The following is an 18226-nucleotide window of genomic DNA, read 5'->3' as shown; positions in this document are numbered from 1 at the left end:
CATCGCAGCAGGGAGCCCGCCCACCATGTCTGACCTCACCAGCCTCGGCGCCGCCGCCGCGGCGCCCGCCGGCGCCGTGCCCGCCGCCGGCGTCGACCCAGCTCTGGCCTCCTTCATCTACACCGAGGCCCGCCTCGCCGACGAGGCGCGGTACTCGGAGTGGGAGGCGCTGTGGGACGACGACGCCAAGTACTGGGTGCCGATGCACCCCGACCACGACCCGAAGGTCAACGTCTCCTACATCTACGACAACCGCCGCCGGATCCGCAGCCGGATCGCNCAGCTCAACTCCGGCAACCGGCACTCCCAGACCCCGCCGTCGGTGCTGCGCCGGCTGATCACGAACCTGGAAGTCGTCGCCCAGGACGCCGACACGACGACCGTGGCCGGCAACTTCGTGATCTACGAGTACCGGTTCGATCTGACCGTCTGGGCCGGCCGCTACGAGTACCGGATCCGGGCGCGTGGCGGGGACCTCAAGCTGGCCGCCAAGACCGTCCACCTGGTCAACGCCGGCGGCCCCGTCTCCACGATGTCCTTCCTGGTCTGAGGCGGCCCGTCCTTGATCTGAGACGGCCCTCCTTGGTCTGAGGCGGCCCGTTCGATCCCGGGCCGCCCTTCCTGATCCGAATTCCGGCGCCGCCGGCCCGACCTCGCGTCGGCGCCGGTCGGCTCCGCCCGCCCGAGTTGCGAGGAACGATGCTGATCGGCGACATAGCCCGGCGCAATGCCCGCCGCTACCCCGACAAGGCCGCGGTGGTGTACGAGGACGAGGAGCTGTCCTGGCGGTCGCTGGACCAGCGCGCCAACCGCATCGCGACCTACCTGCTCGGGCGGGGGCTGGTCAAGGGTGACCGGGTCGCCGTCTGCGCGCGCAACACCCCGGAGTGGCCGGAGATCACCTACGGGCTCGCCAAGGCGGGCCTGGTGCTCGTGCCGATCAACATCCGGCTCTCCGGGCCGGAGGTCGACTACGTCCTGTCCGACAGCGGGGCGCGGGCGGCCATCGTGCACACCGACCACGTCGACGGGCCGGGGGCGCCGCTGGCCGCCCTGGACACCGTCATCGAGATCGGCGGGGACTCGGTCGGGGTGAACTACGCCAAGGCACTCGCCGCCGGCCGCGACGCCGACCCCACCCCGGCGGACCTCACCGACAGCGACATCCACCTGCTGCTCTACACCAGCGGGACGACCGGTCGTCCCAAGGCCGTGGTGCACGAGCACCGCACCCTGCTCTCCCAGGTGCTCGACACCACGATCTCCACCGAGTCCCGCCATGACGACGTGTTCCTGGCGACCACCCCGTTCTTCACCGCGGGCGGGATGATCCGGACGCTGTCGTGGATGTACCTGGGCCAGACGATGGTCATCCATCCCCGCTTCGACCCCGTCGCCGTGCTGGAGACGATCGAGCGGTGGAAGGTCACGATGACGACGTTCATCCCCACCATGCTGATCCGCACGCTGCGCGAGCTCGACAACCGACCCGGCATCGACGTGTCCAGTCTGCGACGGATCAGCTACGGCTCGGCGCCCGCCCCGCCCGGCCTCGCCGAGGAGGCGGCCCGCAAGCTCGGCTGCGACCTGCAGCAGCGCTACGGCTCCACCGAGGCCGGCGGGCAGGTCACGATCCTCACTCCCGAGGATCACCGGGCGATCTTCGCCGGGGACGACGCGCTGCGCAGCTCGTGTGGCAGGGAGACGCCGCACGCGGAGATCCGCATCGTCGGCGAAGACGGCGTGGAGCTGCCCCGGGGCGAGGTCGGCGAGATCGTCGTCAAGGCCGACTCGGTCGCCCGCGGCTACTGGAACCGGCCCGAGGCCAACGCCGAGACCTTCCGGCCCGACGGCCTGTGGACCGGTGACCTGGGCCGCCTCGACGAGCGCGGTTACCTGCACATCGCCGGCCGCAAGACCGACATGATCATTTCTGGCGGGTTCAACGTCTACCCGGCCGAGATCGAGCGGGTGCTCGGCGCGCACCCGAACGTCGACCTGGTGGCCGTCGTCGGCATCCCGCACCCGGAGTGGGGCGAGACCCCGATCGCGGTCGTGGTGCCCAAGGGCGACATCACCACCGAGGACCTGGAGGCGCAGCTACGCACCCTCTCCCGCGAGCAGCTCGCCGGCTACAAGCAGCCACGCGGCTTCGCGTTCCGCACCCAGATGCCCCTCGGTCCGGCCGGCAAGATCCTCAAGCGGGAGCTACGGGCAGAACTCGCCGCGCCCGAATCCCCGTGAGCCCGGCGTCGGGGGTCGCGTCCGGGGTGGCGTCGCTGTGGGAGCTCGCCCGGACGCGGGCGGCGCTGACACCCGACGCTCTGCTCGCGGTGGACGCGGGCGGAGATCGGGTCACGTTCGCGCAGTTCCGCGACCGGGTCGAGCGGCTCGCCGCGGGGCTGGCGGCCCGCGGCATCGGCCGCGGCGACGTCGTCTCCTGGCAGGTGCCGAACCGGATCTCGACGATGGTGCTCGCCGCGGCGCTCAGCCGGCTCGGCGCGGTCCAGAACCCGCTGGTGACGATGCTGCGGGAGCGCGAGGTCGGGTTCATCACCCGGCAGGCCGGCACCCGGCTGCTCATCGTCCCGGCGAGCTTCCGCGGGTTCGACCACCTCGCCATGGCCCGCGCCGTCGCCGCCGAGGTGCCGGGCCTCGACGTGGTTGACGTGGCCGAGCTGACCGACGTGGCCGAGCTGACCGACGCCGACCCGGCCGGTCTCCCCCCGGACCCGGCGGACCCGGCGGACCCGGCGGACGGGTCCGGGCAGCCGTCGGCGGCGCCGGTGCGCTGGCTGCTCTACACCTCGGGCACCACCTCGGCCCCCAAGGGCGCCCGGCACACCGACCGGGCGCTGCTCGCCGCGTCCACCACGTTCAGCGACGCGCTGGCGGTCACGGCCGACGACCGGGTCGCGGTGCTGGCGCCGATCGCCCACATCGGCGGGCTCGCCCACCTCCTCACGGCGCTGCGCTGCGGCAGCTCGCTGGTGACCGCGGAGGTGTTCGACCCGGCGAGCACGCCGGACCTGCTGGCCGCCCACGGCGTGACGATCGTCGGGTCCGGGGTGCCGTTCATCCGGGCCTACCTGGCCCGCCAGGCCGCCACCCCGGACGCGCGGCTGTTCCCCCGGGCGCGGGTGTTCCTCTGCGGCGGCTCCCCGCGCCCGGCGAGCCTGCACGCCGAGGTCCGCGACACCCTCGGCGGGGTGGGCGTCGTCTCGGGCTACGGGATGACCGAATGCCCCTACGTCTGCTGGGGGCGGGCGGACGACGCCGACGCCGACCACGCGAGCACCGAGGGTCCGCCCGGCGAGGGCGCCGAGGTCGTCGTCGTGCGCCCCGACGGATCGCGCGCCGACCCCGGGGAGTCCGGAGAGATCCGGGTCCGCGGCCCGCAGCTCATGCTCGGCTACGTCGACGCCGCCCTCGACGCCGACGCGTTCGACGCCGACGGCTTCTTCCGCACCGGCGATCTCGGCTTCGTCGACGAGCGGTCCTACCTCACCGTCACCGGCCGACTCAAGGAGGTGATCATCCGGAACATGGAGAACATCTCCGCCCGGGAGGTCGCCGAGCCGCTGGCCGGGCATCCCGGGGTCGCCGACGTGGCGGTGCTCGGCGTGCCGGATCCGGTGACGGGCGAACGGGTCTGCGCCGTGGTCGTACCCGCGGACGCCGCCGCGCCGCCGACGCTGTCCCAGCTCTGCGAGCACCTGCTCGCCGGCGGCCTGAACAAGCGCAAGCTCCCGGAGCGGCTCGAGATCGTCGAGGCGTTGCCGCGCAACGCGATGGGCAAGGTCGCCCTGCCCGACCTGCGCCGGCGCATCGGCGTCTGACAACAGAGTCTGACAGCAGAGGACGATCAGCATGCTCATCATCGGCCGGCCGGCGCTGGTCATCAGCGAGTTCCAACGCGGCATCGTGGATCCGGCGGTGAGCCGGCTACCCGCGCTCGCCGAGCAGGCCGAGTCGCGGGGCGTCGGCGCCCGCATCGGCGCGCTCGCGGAGGCGTTCCGCGCCGCCGGCCTGCCGGTGGTGCACGCCATCATCGAACACCGGCCCGACCTGGTCGGCCTGCGTGCGAACTCGGCGCTGTCCGCGATGGCCATCAAGCGCCGGACGATGATCGCCGGCAGCGTGGACGTCGAGGTCCCCGAACCGGTGACCCCCCGCGAGGGCGACCTGGTCAGCAGTCGCGCAACGGGACTCACCGCGTTCTACGGCACCGACCTCGACGCGATGCTGCGACTGACCGACACCCGGGTCGTGGTCGTCGCGGGCGTGTCGACGAACGTCGCGATCCCGGGGCTCGCGCTGGAGGCGGTCAACCGCGGCTACCACGTGGTGCTGCCCGAGGATGCCACCGCGGGCGCCTCCGCCGAGACCCACCGGTTCATGCTCGACAACTTCCTGGCCATGGTCACGAGGATCACGACCGTCGACGACGTCGTGGCCGAGCTGAAGGCGGGCGCCGGCGTCTGGGACGCCAGCGCCTGATCCCCCGGACCACTCCCCCACCAGATCCAGCCCCGCCCAGCCGGCTCGCCCACTCCCGAGGAACATTCATGCCGCTCAAGGACCTCACGACCGTCCTCTACGAGGTCGACGACCACGTCGCGACCATCACCCTCAACCGCCCCGAACGGCTCAACTCCTTCACGGAGACGATGACGCTGGAGATGGAGGCGGTCTGGCACGAGGTCCGCGACGACGACGACGTGCGCGTCGCCGTCCTGCGCGCCGCCGGCGAGCGCGCGTTCTGCACCGGGCTGGACATCCAGGAGGGCCCCTGGTGGAACGACCAGAACCTGTGGAACCAGGAGGACCCCGGGGTCCGCCTCGGCCCGCGCAAGCAGTTCGTCTGGAAGCCGGTGATCACCGCGGTGCANGGCATCGCCGCCGGCGGCGCCATGTACTTCCTGAACGAGTCGGACATCATCATCTGCTCCGAGGACGCCACCTTCTTCGACCCGCACGCCAACGGCGGCCTCGTCTCCGCGCTGGAGCCGATCGGGATGCTGGCCCGCAACATCCCCCTCGGCGACGTGCTGCGCTGGGCGCTGCTCGGCAACGACGAGCGACTCACCGCCGAGACGGCCCTGCGGCTGGGTATCGTCACCGAGGTGGTGCCCCGCGAGCAGCTCTGGCCGCGGGCCGCGCAGCTCGCCGCCGAGATCGCCGCGCGCCGCCCGGAGGCCATCCAGGGCACCATCCGCGCGATCTGGGAGTCCCTGGACATGACCCCGTCGCTGGCCCAGCGCGCCGGGCTGTCGTACACCCAGCGCGGCAACCGCGGCGGCAGCCCCGTGCCGCCCAACGTGAAGCGCAAGCCCCGGTTCCGCTGACCGCCCCCATCCCCCGGCACGACCTCCCATCCCAGCACGACCTCCCATCCCAGCACGACCTCCCATCCCGGCACGACCTCCCATCCCAGCACGACCTCCCATCCCAGCCGACGAGGACGACCAACGCATGCGTATCCACATGGAGCAGCAGGAGTGCTCCGGCCACGGCCAGTGCTACCTGGTGAACCCGGAGCTGTATCCGCTCGACGACGACGGCTTCACCGCGCTCAACGGCGACGTCGCCGTGCCCGCGGGCGCCGAGGATGACGCCCGCCGCGGCGTCGCCGCCTGCCCCCAGCAGGCCATCTCCGTCCTGGCCGACTGAGGCTACGACGGGCGGCAGGACAGCACAGGACAGCACCGCAGGACAGCGACCGAGCCGCCACGGCGCACGCGACCGCGATCGGCTCCGGGCGGGAACGAGGAGACGGTAATGATCAGCGAATCGGCCGATGTGGCGATCGTCGGCGCGGGACCGTGCGGGGTGACGCTCGCCAACCTGCTGGGTACCTACGGGGTCAGCACCGTGGTGCTCGACCGGGAGTCCGGGGTCATCGACTATCCGCGGGCCGTCGCCGTGGACGACGAGTCGTTAAGGACGTTCCAGGCCGTCGGCCTGGTCCACGAGGTGCTCGCCGACTGCATCCAGAACGCGCCGATCCGCTACCACAACTCGCAGGGCAAGGTCCTCGCGCACGTGGGGCCGAGCGGGCAGCCGTTCGGCTGGCCGCGGCGCAACCTGTTCTTCCAGCCGCTGATGGAGGCGACGCTGCGCCGTGGGCTCGACCGCTTCCCCGGCGTGCGGCTGTTCACCGACACCGAGGTGACCGGGCTGGAGCGCACCGCCGACGGTGGTGTCGTGCTGACCGGCACCCGCGACGGCGAGGACGTCACGGTCAGCGCCCGCTACCTCGTCGGCGCCGACGGCGGGCGCAGCTTCGTGCGCCGCAGTGTGGGCGTCGAGCTCGTGGGCGAGACGAACCCGTCGAAGTGGCTCGTGGTCGACGTCTCCGACGACCAGCTCGACGCGCCCTACTCGGCGGTGCACTGCGACCCGGTCCGCCCGTCGATGACGATCCCGCTGCCCTACGGGCACCGCCGCTTCGAGTTCAAGCTGCTGCCCGACGAGACCGACGAGCGGATGGTGACCGACGAGGTCGTGCTCGGTCTGCTCGCGCGGCACTACCAGGACACGCCGATGCCGCGGATCTCCCGGCGGCGGATCTACTGGCACCACTCCCGCATCGCCACCACCTTCCGGGTCGGCCCGGTGTTCCTCGCCGGCGACGCCGCCCACCTGCAGCCGCCGTTCTTCGGCCAGGGGATGAACTCCGGGATCCGGGACGCGACGAACCTCGGCTGGAAGCTCGCCGCGGTGCTCGCCGGCCGCGCCGACGAACGCCTCCTCGACAGCTACGACGCCGAGCGGCGCGCCCACGCCGAGACCATGGTCTCCTTCGCCACCCGGGTCGGCGCGATGTACGAGCCGCGCAACCGGTTCACCGAACGGGTGCGCGACGCGTTCTTCGTCGGCGTCCAGCGCATCCCCGGGGCTCGGGACTACATCCTGCAGATGAAGTACAAGCCGCTGCCCCGCTACACCGAGGGTGCGGTCCTGGCCCCAGCCGCCCCGGACAAGAACTCCCCGGTGGGCCGCATGTTCGGCCAGCCGTCGGTGGAGACCGCCGACCGGCTGCGGATGAAGCTCGACGATGTCGTCGGGCCGTCCTTCGCCGTCATCGGCATCGGGCGCGACCCGGCGGCCACGCTGTCCGCGGAGGGTCTGGCGTTCTGGCGGGCGTTGGGCGCGCTGACCATCCGGGTCGATCCGGCCCGCACCGCCCGGCGCGGCGCACCCGCGGAGGACAGCGCCGCGACGGCGACCGCCGCCACCGCGAACGCGGAGCCGGCGACCGGGACACTGCTGGTCCGCGACATCGACGGAGCGTTCCGGGACCTGCGCCTGGGCCGCCCCGCCGACGAGATCATCATCCTGCGCCCGGACCGGTACGTGCTGGCGGTCTGCCCGGCCGCGGAGTTGGAGGCCACGACGCGGCGGCTTCGTTCTCTGCTGGGAGTGCCGCCCGCCGCCCTCGGCGACGCCACGGACCCGGTCTCCCCACCCACGGCCAGCCCGCGTTCCTGACCCGGACGCCCTCCGGCCGCGGTCACCTCCCCACGAGGCGACCGCGGCCGAACCGTCGACGACCATGACCGACGACCGAGCCGATCGCTCCTGGGTATCCGTAGCGTCGCCGGCCGAGGTGCCGCTACCGGCCGGAGTGGCGCTGCTGGTGGGGCGGACGAGCCGTTCCACCTGACCGGCCGAGCAGTGTCGGGCACGGGTCAGCCACAGCTCCTCGGTGGCGGGTTCGGCGACCCGGGTCACCGCCCGCACCTTCGCAGCGGAATCCGCGGGCGGGACGCGGATCCGAGAGGTCAGGCGCTGGCGGTGACGGACTCGCGTAGCTGCTTCTTCAGCGCCTTGCCCATCGCGTTGCGGGGGATGGTGTCGAGGAGCTCCAGCCGCTCGGGCGTCTTGTAGACGGCCAGGCCCTTCTCGCGGCAGAAGGCGGCCAGGTCGGGCAGGGTGAGCGGGCCCGCACCCTCGGCCTGCACCACGAACGCGGCGCACCGCTCGCCGGTGCGCGGGTCGGGCAGCCCGACGACGGCCACCTCGGCGATGCCGGGATGGGTCAGCAGGACGTTCTCCACCTCCAGCGCGGAGATGTTCTCGGCGTTGCGGACGATGACGTCCTTGAGCCGCCCGGTGATGTAGATCCAGCCCTCGGGATGGTGGATGCCCAGGTCACCGGTGTGGAAGTAGCCGTCGGAAGTGAAGGCCTCGGCGTCGAGGGAGGCGTCGACGTAGCCGGCGAACAGTTGCGGGCCGGCGATGCACAGCTCGCCCTCCTGGCCCCGCGGAACCTCCGTGCCGTCGGGGTCGCGGACGCTGATCCGCACGCCGGGGCCCGGGCGGCCCGCTGCGGTGCGCAGCCGCTCGGGCGGATCGCCGGGCGACGGGTAGCCGGCCATCGGGAACTCGGTCAGGCCCCAGCCGTTCATCAGGCCGTCGCCGCCGAGCTCCGCGATGGCGCGGTCGTGCATGCCGGGCTCGCTCGGCGCCCCGCCGGCCATGAAGAACCGCAGCCGGGCGAACAGCGGCTCCGGGCCGTCGGCGCGCTGGGCGTTGAAGGCGGCCTGCGCGTTGAAGTAGGCGTGGAAGTGCGGCGCGGCGCTGCCGAGCATCGTCGAGCCGTGCCGCGCCAGCGCCAGCGGGGCCGTGCGGGGGTCGAAGATGTCGACGAGCACGACCTTGCAGGCCGTCCGCAGGCCCAGCGACAGCACGCTCGACCCGCCGATGTGGGCGATCGGGAAGGCGATCGAGGCGACGTCGGTCTCGTCGAACCCGAGCTGGGACACCATCGAGTTCGACCCGGCGATGACGGAGGCGTCGGTGTGGCGCGCCCCCTTGGGGAAGCCCGTGGTGCCCGACGAGTAGAACACCCAGCGCACGTCGGCGTCGGCGTCGCCGGTGGGCGGGGGTGGCGGCGGCGGCAGGGTCGCGGGGTCCCCGAGCGGCAGCGGGAAGTCGGCGAACCAGTCCGTGTCCACCGGCGGGCCGGTCAGCCGCGCCGTCGCCGGGTCCGGCGGCAGGTAGGGATCGCAGACCATCGTGCGCAGGCCGCGCCGGGCCGCGATGGCCTCGGCCATCGGCCGGTAGTCGTAGCCGCGGAACACCGCCGGGACGATCAGCAGGGTCGTGCCGAGCTGCTCGACGATGAAGTCGACCTCGGCCTCGCGCAGCAGCGGGATGATCGGGTTCTGCACCGCGCCCAGGCGGGACAGCGCGCTCATCAGCACCGCGCTCTCGATGGTGGTCGGCAACTGCCAGCTCACCTGGGTGCCGGCGCCGACCCCGGTCGCGGCCAAGCCTGCGGCCACCCGCAGGGCCAGCTCGCGGAACTCGCCGAAGCTGATCCGGCGGTCGTGGTTGTCCACCAGCATCGGCAGGTCGGGCGTTGCCGCGGCCCGCCACTCCACCAGCTCCCACCACTGCCGCAGCGACGCGTCAGCAGAGCTCATCGACCTGGCCTCCCCACCCGTCCGGACCCCTCGCGGCACAGCCCGCGAGACGCCGCACCACCGCAGCATCTGACACTGTGTCTACAGCAATCAGAAGAATCAGGGAAGTTCCGGAACCGTCGCGGACCCGCTCGACACCCCGGCGGCCGCCGGGCCTGCCGACGCCGCCCGCACCGCCACCGCGAAAGTCGCTCTCAGTGATCGAAAGATGGCGGTGTTCGGGGGCACGAAGGGCCGAAAGGGGCATATTTCCGGGCTCTGGCCGATTTCCGTTCCGCGACGACGATTCGCCTGCCGCCTTCGCGCCGAGGGCGCCCCACGCCGAGCCGCGCCAAGCAGCGCCACCGGACCGAGGAAGCGGCTCACGATACCCGCTACCGGGATTAGCGCGTCGCGAAATGCGAAACACCGCCGCCAGAACGGAAAGATTATACGCAGTCATTCCCGGCCCCGGGCCGCCTTCCGGCGTCGCCGCGCAGTCGTGCGGTCCGACGCGCCGCACGGTCGGGTGAGCCGCCCGGGCCGATGCCGGCCCGGCGTTCGATATGCCTGGTGACGGCGCCTGTCCCCCTGGTTAGCCGGGCGCGTGCGTTCCACCGGCCGCCGCCCGGCAGACCCCGTACGCACGGCGGCGCCCCGGCCAGGACGCCGCCGTGACCCCTCCCGGATGTGACATTGACGTCAGAACATCCAAGCGGGAAGATGCGGCTCCTGCGGGCGGATCGGCGGGATTCCGGGTCTCCACACGAACTGGCAACCGCCATCCCGCCCGCATTGACAAATCATCACGGCGATCGACCGGCCGCACTGACGACCTTGCGTCGGCTCCGCCGGTCGAGCACACCTGACAAGGGGATACACCGATGGCATCGAGGCGACGACGGACCCTGTCCGGCTGTATCGCAGCCTTCGCCGCTTTATTACTCACCGTGTCGGCCTGCGGGGGCAGCAGCGATGGCGGGGCGAAGGCCGATGCCCCACCCGCCGCCGCCACGGCGGCACCCACCGGAACACCGTTGAAGATCGGTAACGTCGGCCTGTACAGCGGCGCCTTCGGCCCGCAGAACCAGCGCGGGCTCGACGCCCTCGTCGCCTGGTCGAAGTGGGTCAACGCGCACGGCGGCATCGCCGGCCACCCGGTCGAGGTGATCAGCCGGGACGACCAGGGCGACCCGACGAAGTCGATCGCCGCCGTCCACCAGCTCGTCGAGCAGGACAAGGTCCTCGCCCTCGTCGGCAACTTCGCCGGCGCCACCGACGGCTCCTGGCGCAGCTACGTCGAGCAGCACAACATCCCCGTCATCGGCGGGATCACCACGACGGCCCAGTACGGCAAGTCGCCGATGTTCTTCGCCGCGACGTCCAACTCGCTCGAGTACCTCACCGGTGAGGTGTACAGCGTGAAGCTCGCCGGCTCGCCGAAGTTCGGCACCATCGTCTGCGCCGAGCAGGCCGCGTGCGCGGAGGCGAACGGTCTGATCTCCGGCATCTCCGCCCGCCTCGGGATCTCCTCGGCGGGTGTGCAGACCGCGTCGGCCTCGGCGCCGAACTACACCTCGCAGTGCCTGTCGCTGCGCAGCGCGGGCGTGAAGGCCGTCATCACGAACGTGCCCGCGCAGGTCACCGCGCGGCTCATCAAGGACTGCTCGACGCAGCGCTACCAGCCGACGTACGTCTTCTCCGGCGGCGTGTTCCAGCCGAACCTCATCCAGCCGGCCAGCGAGGGCGCGTGGCTGACCTCCGGGGCCCCGCTGTGGTTCGGGGACAAGCCCTACCTGGCCGACTTCACCGCCGCACTGAAGCAGTACACCAAGAACGACCCGGACGGCTTCGCCAGCCGCGGGTGGCAGGCGGGGCTGTTCTTCGCCGCCGCGGCGAAGAACGTCTCGGCGACGCCCACCAGCGCCGAGATCCTCGACGGGCTGTACGCGCTGAACGGCCAGTCCCTCGGCGAGTGGTCGCCGCCGCTGACGTTCGCGAAGGGCCAGCCCAACAAGGTCGGCGCCTGCAACTGGTACGCCAAGGTCGTGGGCGGCAAGCTGACGACCCCCAAGGGGGACAAGCCCGTCTGCGTGGAGAACTGATCCCGGCGGCGATCTGCCGCTGACCGCTCCGCCCCGGCTCCGGTCCCGCCGCCGTACCGCGGGACCGGAGCCGGGTGCCAGGTCACCCGGTCGCCGGTCAGACGATCAGACGGTCAGGGTGCGGGTGAGCGCGGTGTCGACGAGCGCGTCGAGCGTGGTCAGCTTCACCCGCGGCCGGCCCGCCGGCTCGCCGGACGCCCGCTCCGCCGCGTCGATGAGCCGCCAGCCGGCCTCCGTCACCAGGTCGGGCTGGCGCTCGCGCAGCCAGGACTCGCCCTCGCCGACCGGGTCGACGCCGCCGGCCCGCGGGTGGCGCGCCAGCCGGCCCTCGGCGACGTCGGCGAGCAGCGTGGCGACCGTCTCGACGGCACACTTGCGGTTCGTCCCGATGATCCCGGTCGGACCGCGCTTGATCCAGCCGGCCACGTACTCACGGTCCGCCCCGGCGACCCGCCCGGCGTCGTTGGGGATGATCCCGCGGCGCTCGTCGAACGGCAGGCCGGCCAGTGGCAGGCCCTTGTAGCCCACCGCCCGCACCACCAGGTCGGCCGGGAACACCTCCCGCTCGCCGGTGTCGACGGCGCTGACCCAGCCCTCGGCGTCCACCTCCAGCCGGTTGCGGGCGAACACCACCTCGGCCACCCTGCCCTCCCCGCGGATCTCCACCGGGGAGCGCAGGAACCGCAGCGCCATCCGCCGCGTCCCCGCCGGCGCCGGCTGCGACGTCGGCGACGGCTGCGACGGCAGGGCCGCGGCGTAGTCGCGCAGCACGGCCAGGTTGCGTCGGATCAGCCGGGACAGCTTCTCCTCGCCGGGCTGCTCGGCGACCTCCGCGGGGTCGACGTCCACCGGCGCCCCGGTGAACTCCGGCAGCTCGCGCAGCTCGGCGGTGGTGAACGCCGCCTGCGCCGGCCCGCGGCGACCCACCACCACGACCTGTTCGATGGCGCTGGCGCGCAGGGCGTCGAGGGCGTGGTCGGCGATGTCGGTCGCGGCCAGCCGCTCGACCGGGGAGCACAGGATCCGCGCCACGTCGAGCGCGACGTTGCCCGCCCCGATCACCACCGCGCGCCGGCCGGACAGGTCGGGCGCCCGGTCGGCGAAGTCGGGATGACCGTTGTACCAGCCCACCACGTCCACCGCGGACACGCTGCCCGGCAGGTCCTCGCCCGGAATCCCCAGCCGCCGCTCGCCCTGCGCGCCGACCGTGTACACCACCGCGTCGTAGCGCTCGACCAGCTCCTCACGGGAGACGTGCCGACCCACCTCGACGTTGCCGAAGAAGCGGAAGCGTGTGTCGGCCGCAGTCGCCGCGTACACCGACGACACCGCCTTGATCTTCGGATGGTCCGGCGCCACCCCGGCCCGCACCAGGCCCCACGGCGTGGCCAGCCGCTCGTAGAGGTCCACGCGGACCGGAACGGCGGACTGCTCCAGCAACGCCCCCGCGGTGTAGAAGCCCGCCGGACCGGAGCCGATCACGGCGACGGTCAGGGGGGCGTTCACGGCATCATCGGCCATACGGCGACTCCTTCTGACGGACGGCTACCCGGCCGGATCCCTACCGGGCGACCGCACGGACACGCCCTCGACCGGCCGACGCGTCCCACTGGACGGGATCACAGGCACGATCCTCCGATGACACCGCCCGGCGGGTCGACCGATCGGCTCGAACCGCCGAGTGTCGGCGCGTCGGATGTCGGCGCATCGGGTGTCGGCGCGTCGGATGTCGGCGCATCGGGTGTCGGCGCGTCGGGTGTCGGCGCGTCGGGGTCACGCACCCGGCGCCCGGCGGCCGGCGGGCACCAGCGGCGAGTCCACGGCGAAGCCCTCGACCGTCACACGGCGGCGGGCGAACCGCCACGTGCCGTCGACCTCGACGACCTCGTCGCGGTAGGTGCCCCAGTGGTCCGCCCCGCGGACGCCGACGAACTGGAAGCAGGCGTACGTGGCGGCGCCGCCCTCCGGGTGGGGGTCGATGTAGACCGAGCTGAGGTGGTGGCGGCCCGGGAGGATGTCGACGGAGCGGAAGCTCTCCCCCGCGCTGCGGAAGTAGGCTTCGATCGCGTCCCGGCCGACGTTGGTGTCGTCGTCGATCCGGAACACCGCGTCGGGCAGGAAGAGGTCCACCAGCGGCCCGAGCCGGCCGGAGTCGGCGAAGTACGTGTAGGACGCCAGCAGGTGGGCGGCGCCGACGCGGGTCCGCAGCTCAGCATTGTCCATGTGGATCTCCGATCGGACTGGCGGGAGCAGGGACGCGGGTCAGGCCCGGCCGGTCGGTGAGGTGGCCGAAGACCGCCGCGGAACCGAGGGTGCCGCCGGCGCCGCGACCAGAGGCGAGTTGTGGGCCTCGGCGTGCCTGCTTGGTCAGGAGCGCGCCTCTGCGGCATCGGGCCGGGTACTGAGGTCCGTTCGGCCGCTGAGACGCTGAGACGCTGCTCATGTTGCCAACAGAGCACTGGCTACGTCTACCTGTATGTGCTTATTGATGACGCGGTGGCCGCCGGCGGGGCGGGTGCGCCGGGGCCGGGCGGGCCCGATGTGACATGAGACGATCTCGCAGGTGACCAGCAGAACCGCCACGGCACAGCAGCCGCGCGACCGTGCGCGGCTGCGCCACCTTGCGCGGCTGCGCCGTGTTCGCGACCGGATCGACCGGGAGTACGCCCGTCCGCTGAGCGTCGAGGCGCTCGCCCGCGGCGTGCACATGTCGGCCGGGCACCTCAGCCGCGAGTTCCGACTTGCCTATGGAGAGTCGCCGTACGGCTACCTGATGACGCGGCGGATCGAGCGGGCGATGGCGCTGCTGCGCTGCGGCGACCTCAGCGTCACCGAGGTCTGCTTCGCGGTCGGCTGCTCGTCGCTGGGCACCTTCAGCAGCCGCTTCACCGAGCTGGTCGGGGTGGCGCCGAGCGTGTACCGGCGTGCGGCGGGGCACACCACGGCGGGAATGCCGTCGTGCGTGGCGAAACAGGTCACCAGACCCGTCAGGAATCGAGAAGCGCAGGTCACCGAGCCGCGCCTAGCCTGACCACCATGGATCTCACCATTCATACGACCTTCCTCCCGCACACCGACGCGGACGCCTCGCTGGCCTTCTACCGCGACACCCTCGATTTCGAGGTCCGCAACGACGTCGGCTACGGGGGAAGGCGCTGGATCACGGTCGGCCCCGCCAAGCAGCCCGACATGTGCATCGTCCTGGAGCCGCCGGCCGCCGACCCCGGCATCACCGACGACGAGCGCCGCACCATCGTCGAGATGATGGCGAAGGGTAGTTACGCCCGCATCATCCTGGCCACCGCCGACCTCGACGACACCTTCACCCGGCTGCAGGCCAGCGGCGCCGAGATCGTCCAGGAACCGACCGTGCAGCCGTTCGGGGTTCGCGACTGCGCCCTGCGCGACCCCGCCGGCAACCTGATCCGCATCAACGAGGTCCGCTGAGCGACCCGCGGCCCCCCGCCGTCGCGAACGGCGATGCCCGCTCCACCCGCACCGGCGAGCATCTCGCGACCCACGTCGGCACCAGATCCATGAACAGGAGGTCAGATGCTCCGTAGTCGACCACAACCGGAAGGCGCCCATCCTGGCCCTTTTCCCTGCGGCTGACGCGGGTGGAGCATGTTGACGCGAGCGTCAGATTCGGGCTAGCGTGCGGCTCATGCTCACCGGCGACCTCGAGGATCTCGATGTCCTGATCGTCGGCGCGGGCTTCGCCGGCATGTACGCGGTGCACCGCCTGCGCGGGCAGGGGCTGCGGGTGCGGGCCTACGACGCGGCCGACGACGTCGGCGGCACGTGGTACTGGAACCGTTACCCGGGCGCCCGCTGCGACATCGAGAGCCTGGAGTACTCCTACTCGTTCTCCGAGGAGCTCCAGCAGGACTGGGAGTGGAGCCGGCGCTTCCCCGAACAGCCGGAGATGCTCGCCTACGCCCGGCACGTGGCCGACCGGTTCGACCTGCGCCGCGACATCGTGTTCGCCACCCGGATCACGTCGGTGACGTTCGACGAGGGCGACGGGCGCTGGCTGGTCACGACCGACCGGGGCCAGCGGGTGCGCGCCCGGTTCTGCGTGATGGCGACCGGCTGCCTGTCCGTGCCGAACGTCCCCGACCTCCCGGGGGCCGACCGCTTCGCCGGGCGTGTCCTGCACACCGCGACCTGGCCGGCCGAGGACGTCGACCTGGCCGGCCAGCGGGTGGGGGTCGTCGGCACCGGCGCCTCGGGCATCCAGTGCATCCCGCTCATCGCCCAGGTCGCGGACCACCTGACCGTGTTCCAGCGCAGCGCGAACTTCAGCGTCCAGGGGCTGAACGTGCCGCTGGACCCGGAGCTGGCCCGCGAGCGCAAGGCGCACTACGGCGAGTACCGCGAACGGGCCCGGCGGTCGTTCGGCGGGATGCTCCTGCGCCAGAACCGCGTCCATGCCCTCACCGCCTCGGCGGAGGAACGCGACCGGGAGTTCTCGGCGCGCTGGGGGCTGGGCGGCTTCGAGTACATGGCCGCCTTCGACGATCTCATCTTCGACCCGGCGGCCAACGACCTCGCCGCGGACTACGTCCGGGACAAGATCCGCCAGATCGTGCGCGATCCCGAGGTCGCCGCGACGCTGACGCCGACGGACCACCCGATCGGCACCAAGCGGATCTGCGTCGACACCGACTACTACGACACGTTCAACCGCGACAACGTCACCCTCGTCGACGTCCGCCGCGACCCGATCACCGAGATCACCGAGACCGGGGTGCGGGCCGGCGGGCGGGTGCACGAGCTGGACATCCTCGTCTACGCCACCGGCTTCCACGCGATGACCGGGGCGCTGCTGGCGATGGACGTCCGCGGCCGCGGCGGGCGCCGCCTCGCCGACCACTGGGCCCACGGGCCGCGCACCTACCTGGGGCTGGGGATGAGCGGGTTCCCGAACCTGTTCGTCGTGGCAGGCCCCGGGAGCCCCTCGGTGATCTCCAACGCGTTCGTCTCCCTGGAGCAGCACGTCGACTGGATCGGCGACTGCCTGGCCTACCTCGACGCCCACCGCCTGACCACGATCGAGGCGGACCCCGCCGCCGAGGACGACTGGGTGGCCGACGTCAACGCCGCCGCCGCGCGCACGCTCTACCCGCAGGCGAACTCCTGGTACCTGGGAGCCAACATCCCGGGCCGGCCACGGGTGTTCATGCCGTACGTCGGCGGGGTCGGCCGTTACCACAAGCGCTGCGCCGCCGTCGCCGCCGACGGCTACACCGGGTTCACGCTCAGCGCCTAGCGCGGCCGCTCAGGACCCGGACAGGACCCGGACAGGACCCGGCCGGGTGTTCTCCCCTGCACAGGCGCCGCCGACGCATGAGCCTCGGACCGCGCGTAGCGAGCCGGAACCGGCTGCGCCCTGGTCGTCGACGGCGATGCCAGAACCACACCCCATTGAAGATCATAAAATGCCTGCAGCGGGCCGCTGATGCTATAAACAGAGTGTCAGATGAGCTCTGTCGAGCCGCTCTGGACACCCAGCTGGCCGGCGAAGGCCGCCGGCGACGATCCCGCCAGTCGCGCACGGCGGGAACCAGGAGGAGGGACGGGCGTTGCCCGAAGGGACGAGCGCCGCGGGCCCACTCGCCGGCATCCGGGTTGTCGAGCTCGCCGGGATCGGCCCCGGCCCGCACGCGGCGATGATGCTCGCCGACCTGGGCGCGGACGTGGTCCGGGTGGCCCGGCCGGGTTCCGTGCCGGCGCCGGGGGTGCCGGCCGAGCCGGTGCAGCGCGGGCGCCGCCTCGTCGAAGCCGACCTGGGCGACCCCGTCGCCCGCGACGGCGTGCTGGACCTGATCGCCGGCGCCGACGTGCTGATCGAAGGCTTCCGCCCCGGCGTCACTGAGCGCCTCGGCCTCGGCCCGGAGGACTGCGCGCGGCGCAACCCGCGGCTGGTCTACGGGCGGATGACCGGCTGGGGCCAGCAGGGACCGCTGGCGGACCGGGTCGGCCACGACATCAACTACCTGTCGATCACCGGCGTGCTCAACGCGGTCGGCCGCGCCGGCGAGCCGCCGGTGCCGCCGCTGAACCTGGTCGGTGACTTCGGCGGCGGCTCCACCTACCTGGTGGTGGGTGTCCTCGCCGCGCTGGTCGAGCGGGAACGCTCCGGGCGCGGCCAGGTCATCGACGCCGCCATCGTCGACGGCGCGAGCCTGCTCGCGCACATGGTCTGGGGGCTGCGCGGGCGTGGCCGCTGGAACGACGAGCGCGGCTCCAACCGCCTCGACACCGGCGCGCCGTTCTACGATGTCTACGAGACCGCCGACGGGCGCTACATGGCCGTCGGCGCGCTCGAACCCCGCTTCTACGCCACGTTCGTCACCGGCCTCGGCCTCGACCCGGCCGCGCTGCCCGGCCAGGACGACCGGGCCCGCTGGCCGGAGCTGCGCGAGGCGTTCACCAAGGCCTTCGCCGGGCGCACCCGCGACGAGTGGGCGGCTGTGTTCGATCCCCTCGACGCCTGCGTCACCCCGGTGCTGGACTTCGACGAGGCCACCGCGCACCCGCACATGGCCGCCCGGGAGATCCTGATCGACGTGGCCGGCGTGACCCAGCCCGCCCCCGCGCCGCGGTTCTCGCGCAGCGTCCCCGCCGCGCCGCGGGTTCCGCCGCGCGCCGCGGTCACCGTGGCCGAGGTCCTGGCCGGGTGGACCTGATCCCCCGCCACGCCCC

The 18226-nt window shown here is 72.5% G+C and carries 15 protein-coding genes and 2 pseudogenes; 14 read left to right on the top strand and 3 right to left on the bottom strand.

What is annotated here, in order from left to right:
• Positions 1 to 25: 25 nt before the first annotated feature.
• The 9 genes and pseudogenes from UK82_RS37265 to UK82_RS10970 all read left to right on the top strand — a co-directional run.
• Positions 26 to 279 (top strand): annotated as a pseudogene (locus UK82_RS37265) (aromatic-ring-hydroxylating dioxygenase subunit beta); the annotation flags it as partial.
• A gap of 1 nt (position 280) precedes the next feature.
• Positions 281 to 550, top strand: a 270-nt coding sequence (locus UK82_RS37260) for an aromatic-ring-hydroxylating dioxygenase subunit beta (RefSeq protein ID WP_304438049.1), incomplete at its 5' end; no start/stop codon positions are given.
• A 149-nt stretch (positions 551 to 699) separates the two neighbouring features.
• Positions 700 to 2244 (top strand): class I adenylate-forming enzyme family protein, encoded by a 1545-nt coding sequence (locus tag UK82_RS10995; protein ID WP_044886436.1) that lies wholly within the window; start codon positions 700 to 702, stop codon positions 2242 to 2244.
• Entirely contained in the window at positions 2241 to 3839 is a 1599-nt protein-coding gene (locus tag UK82_RS10990; RefSeq protein ID WP_236705782.1) for a class I adenylate-forming enzyme family protein, read from the top strand. Before UK82_RS10995 ends, UK82_RS10990 begins: the two co-directional genes overlap by 4 nt.
• Before the next feature lie 31 nt (positions 3840 to 3870).
• Positions 3871 to 4500 carry a cysteine hydrolase gene (locus tag UK82_RS10985; RefSeq protein WP_044886437.1) on the top strand — a complete coding sequence of 210 codons (630 nt, stop codon included), beginning with the start codon at positions 3871 to 3873 and terminating at the stop codon, positions 4498 to 4500.
• Positions 4501 to 4568: 68 nt separating this feature from the next.
• Positions 4569 to 4891, top strand: a pseudogene (locus tag UK82_RS37255) (enoyl-CoA hydratase/isomerase family protein); the annotation flags it as partial.
• A 1-nt stretch (position 4892) separates the two neighbouring features.
• A partial coding sequence (locus UK82_RS37250) for an enoyl-CoA hydratase/isomerase family protein (RefSeq protein ID WP_236705781.1) occupies positions 4893 to 5348 on the top strand: 456 nt, incomplete at its 5' end.
• Between the two features lie 127 nt (positions 5349 to 5475).
• Positions 5476 to 5673, top strand: coding sequence for a ferredoxin (locus UK82_RS10975; RefSeq protein WP_011604543.1), 198 nt, complete (start codon positions 5476 to 5478; stop codon positions 5671 to 5673).
• Between the two features lie 108 nt (positions 5674 to 5781).
• Positions 5782 to 7494, top strand: coding sequence for a bifunctional 3-(3-hydroxy-phenyl)propionate/3-hydroxycinnamic acid hydroxylase (locus UK82_RS10970; protein WP_055407042.1), 1713 nt, complete (start codon positions 5782 to 5784; stop codon positions 7492 to 7494).
• Between the two features lie 293 nt (positions 7495 to 7787).
• Here UK82_RS10970 and UK82_RS10965 read toward each other — a convergent pair whose 3' ends face one another.
• A complete protein-coding gene (locus tag UK82_RS10965) occupies positions 7788 to 9434 on the bottom strand; it encodes a class I adenylate-forming enzyme family protein (RefSeq protein ID WP_055407041.1) in 1647 nt (548 codons plus the stop codon).
• A gap of 863 nt (positions 9435 to 10297) precedes the next feature.
• Between UK82_RS10965 and UK82_RS10960 the strand changes: the two genes are divergently transcribed.
• A complete protein-coding gene (locus tag UK82_RS10960; RefSeq protein ID WP_055407040.1) occupies positions 10298 to 11518 on the top strand; it encodes an ABC transporter substrate-binding protein in 1221 nt (406 codons plus the stop codon).
• A gap of 105 nt (positions 11519 to 11623) precedes the next feature.
• Here UK82_RS10960 and UK82_RS10955 read toward each other — a convergent pair whose 3' ends face one another.
• Positions 11624 to 13039 (bottom strand): FAD-dependent oxidoreductase, encoded by a 1416-nt coding sequence (locus UK82_RS10955; protein ID WP_044886442.1) that lies wholly within the window; start codon positions 13037 to 13039, stop codon positions 11624 to 11626.
• Positions 13040 to 13291: 252 nt separating this feature from the next.
• Positions 13292 to 13741: a nuclear transport factor 2 family protein gene (locus UK82_RS10950; RefSeq protein WP_044886443.1), complete on the bottom strand. Its 450-nt coding sequence runs from the start codon at positions 13739 to 13741 to the stop codon at positions 13292 to 13294.
• 340 nt (positions 13742 to 14081) lie between these two features.
• Between UK82_RS10950 and UK82_RS10945 the strand changes: the two genes are divergently transcribed.
• The 4 genes from UK82_RS10945 (at position 14082) to UK82_RS10930 (ending at position 18210) form a co-directional block, all read left to right on the top strand.
• On the top strand, positions 14082 to 14549 hold the full coding sequence (locus tag UK82_RS10945; protein WP_044886444.1) for a helix-turn-helix transcriptional regulator: 468 nt from the start codon (positions 14082 to 14084) through the stop codon (positions 14547 to 14549).
• Between the two features lie 5 nt (positions 14550 to 14554).
• Positions 14555 to 14965 (top strand): VOC family protein, encoded by a 411-nt coding sequence (locus UK82_RS10940; protein WP_044886445.1) that lies wholly within the window; start codon positions 14555 to 14557, stop codon positions 14963 to 14965.
• A 217-nt stretch (positions 14966 to 15182) separates the two neighbouring features.
• Positions 15183 to 16790 (top strand): NAD(P)/FAD-dependent oxidoreductase, encoded by a 1608-nt coding sequence (locus UK82_RS10935; protein ID WP_082122044.1) that lies wholly within the window; start codon positions 15183 to 15185, stop codon positions 16788 to 16790.
• A 313-nt stretch (positions 16791 to 17103) separates the two neighbouring features.
• Complete coding sequence (locus UK82_RS10930) at positions 17104 to 18210, top strand: CaiB/BaiF CoA-transferase family protein (RefSeq protein WP_055407039.1); 1107 nt, start codon at positions 17104 to 17106, stop codon at positions 18208 to 18210.
• The last annotated feature ends 16 nt before the right edge of the window (positions 18211 to 18226 follow it).

The sequence above is a fragment of the Frankia sp. ACN1ag genome (genome assembly GCF_001414035.1).
GTDB classification, from domain to species: Bacteria; Actinomycetota; Actinomycetes; order Frankiales; family Frankiaceae; genus Frankia; species Frankia torreyi.
Note: the sequence above shows the minus strand (reverse complement) of the source record. Positions and strands in the feature narration are given on the sequence as shown.

Coding starts and splice junctions, on each gene's coding strand:
- UK82_RS10965 (WP_055407041.1), bottom strand. CDS start 9,434: ATGAGCTCTGCTGACGCGTCGCTGCGGCAGTGGTGGGAGCTGGTGGAG.
- UK82_RS10950 (WP_044886443.1), bottom strand. CDS start 13,741: ATGGACAATGCTGAGCTGCGGACCCGCGTCGGCGCCGCCCACCTGCTG.
- UK82_RS10935 (WP_082122044.1), top strand. CDS start 15,183: ATGCTCACCGGCGACCTCGAGGATCTCGATGTCCTGATCGTCGGCGCG.
- UK82_RS10995 (WP_044886436.1), top strand. CDS start 700: ATGCTGATCGGCGACATAGCCCGGCGCAATGCCCGCCGCTACCCCGAC.
- UK82_RS10955 (WP_044886442.1), bottom strand. CDS start 13,039: ATGGCCGATGATGCCGTGAACGCCCCCCTGACCGTCGCCGTGATCGGC.
- UK82_RS10970 (WP_055407042.1), top strand. CDS start 5,782: ATGATCAGCGAATCGGCCGATGTGGCGATCGTCGGCGCGGGACCGTGC.
- UK82_RS10975 (WP_011604543.1), top strand. CDS start 5,476: ATGCGTATCCACATGGAGCAGCAGGAGTGCTCCGGCCACGGCCAGTGC.
- UK82_RS10985 (WP_044886437.1), top strand. CDS start 3,871: ATGCTCATCATCGGCCGGCCGGCGCTGGTCATCAGCGAGTTCCAACGC.
- UK82_RS10960 (WP_055407040.1), top strand. CDS start 10,298: ATGGCATCGAGGCGACGACGGACCCTGTCCGGCTGTATCGCAGCCTTC.
- UK82_RS10940 (WP_044886445.1), top strand. CDS start 14,555: ATGGATCTCACCATTCATACGACCTTCCTCCCGCACACCGACGCGGAC.